At 65.5% G+C, this 1,830-nt stretch carries 3 protein-coding genes and 1 pseudogene; 3 read left to right on the forward strand and 1 reads right to left on the reverse strand.

The annotated features are described in order from the left end of the window. On the reverse strand, nt 1-345 hold a 345-nt coding region (locus WAW17_RS02160; RefSeq protein WP_422331382.1), incomplete at its 3' end, for a sulfite exporter TauE/SafE family protein. 345 nt (nt 346-690) lie between these two features. Here WAW17_RS02160 and WAW17_RS02165 point away from each other — a divergent pair. The 3 genes and pseudogenes from WAW17_RS02165 to WAW17_RS02175 all read left to right on the forward strand — a co-directional run. Then, nucleotides 691-810 (forward strand): annotated as a pseudogene (locus WAW17_RS02165) (IS607 family transposase); the annotation flags it as partial. A 157-nt stretch (nt 811-967) separates the two neighbouring features. Then, the gene (locus WAW17_RS02170) at nt 968-1,150 is read left to right on the forward strand and encodes a hypothetical protein (protein ID WP_422331383.1); all 183 of its coding nucleotides are present in this window, start codon (nt 968-970) and stop codon (nt 1,148-1,150) included. Nucleotides 1,151-1,334: 184 nt separating this feature from the next. Continuing rightward, nucleotides 1,335-1,830 (forward strand): transposase (locus WAW17_RS02175; protein WP_422331384.1); only part of this gene is annotated, 496 nt, incomplete at its 3' end.

Consider the following 1,830-nt stretch of genomic DNA (forward strand, 5'->3'; position numbering starts at 1 on the left):
GACCAGAATCAGGGCGAGAATCAGCAGTACCGGCACGACTTTGGCGAAAACTGTCTCCGGGAGCAGCAGCAACAGCCAGGCGCCGAGAACAGCACCCGACAGCGACGCCGGGATCTGCCAGCGCAACCGGGACCACTGTCCCGTCAGCTCCCGCCGATATCCCCAGGTGCCGGAGAAGCCGCCGGCGACCAGTCCGATCGCGTTCGACATAGTCGCGGTCACCGGCGGAAATCCGAACGCCACGAGTGTGGGGAACGTGATGAGGGTGCCGCTACCGACGATGGTGTTGATCGTGCCCGCCCCCAGGCCGGCGACGAGGATCGCGAGAGCTTCCAGTGGTGTCACCGAGGCGACGTTACAAGGCGGTCCGGGGCAAGTGCCGAACCCGGGTGCGCCTTGGGACGCACGCACCCATCCAACACTGTCGATCGCGTTCCGTCATCGGTTGCGCGCACCATGATTTCATCTCCATGCCGGTTCTATTGAATTGCAGCACAGCGAGTCTCGAGTATTGGCGCCCTGCCGAAATCCGGCTAGTGTCCCTTTCGACCATCCAGAGCGACCGAGAGACCCGGCTCGTCGACGTCGGGAGGTCGGGTGGTGACCGAATGCGGCAAGCGTGGTCCGAGTGTGTCGAACACGGTCACCGAGATCGGTTCCGGCCTGAATGGGAAACGATGTCGAGGGGCTGATGATCTGGTGCGGGATATGTCCGAGGTGATGACGTCGCGGTGTGCCCGCCTGTACGGGCAGCGCAGCGCACGCCGCCGTGCCGCAGTTGCCGTGACCGCCGCGACGGGCCCCTCATGACGCCCACCGCCGATATCACCGCACCGGCACCCAGGCCGAGGCACTGCGGTGGCATTGCGGGGCACAGCGTTTCGCCTACAACTGGGCGCTGGCGCAGGTCAAGGCGATCCTCGACCAGCGGGCCGCGGAACGGTCCTACGACATCACCGTCGCCGAGTTGACGCCGCAGCTGTCGTGGTCGGCCTACAGCCTGCGTAAAGGCTGGAACACCGTCAAAGACACCGCCGCCGTCAACCCCGAGACCGGGCAGGTGTGGTGGTCGGAGAACTCGAAAGAGGCCTACAGTTCCGGGATCGCGAACTGTGTTGCGGCGTTGTCGAACTGGTCGGCGGCACGTTAGGGCAAACGCAAAGGGTCGATGGGGTTCCCCCGGTTCAAAAGCAAACGTGCCGTGCTTTCGTGCCGGTTCGCGACCGGCGTGATCGGCCTGGTCACCACTGGTGGTGATCGCCGCCATGTCCAGCTACCCACGATCGGGGTTGTTCGCACTGCGGAATCGACCCGTACGCTGGCCCGCAAGGCGATTGCCGGGACGGCCCGGCTCCGGTCGGCGACGCTCACGCCGCTGGCTCCGCACCCAGGACAAGATCCGGCGAGTACATGCACAGGTCGCCGACGCTCGCCGCGACTACCTCCACAAACTCACCGCCCGACTCGTGCGGGACTTCGATACCGTGGTCGTCGAAAACCTCAACGTCGCCGGGATGAGCCGGTCCGGTGGCGCCTACAAGCGGGGGTTGAATCGTGCGCTGCACGATGCGGCGCTCGCCGAGATCGGCCGCCAGGTGACCTACAAGACCGATTGGACCGGCACCGGCCTGCATGTTGCGGACCGCTGGTGGTGCGTCTCCGGCGAGTTGCGGACGAGACGTGAAAGCAGCCCGACAGAAACCAACCATAAGACCCGCCCACCGGCGGGCAGACGGTATCGCTGCGGGAACACCACCCATCGGCGGCGAATGTGGTCGGAGCAATCCGGCCGCTCGTGCCGAGTGCACGAAACAACACTCGGTGTGAACG

This window comes from Rhodococcus sp. (in: high G+C Gram-positive bacteria), from assembly GCF_049286785.1.
Taxonomy (GTDB): Bacteria; Actinomycetota; Actinomycetes; order Mycobacteriales; family Mycobacteriaceae; genus Rhodococcus_F.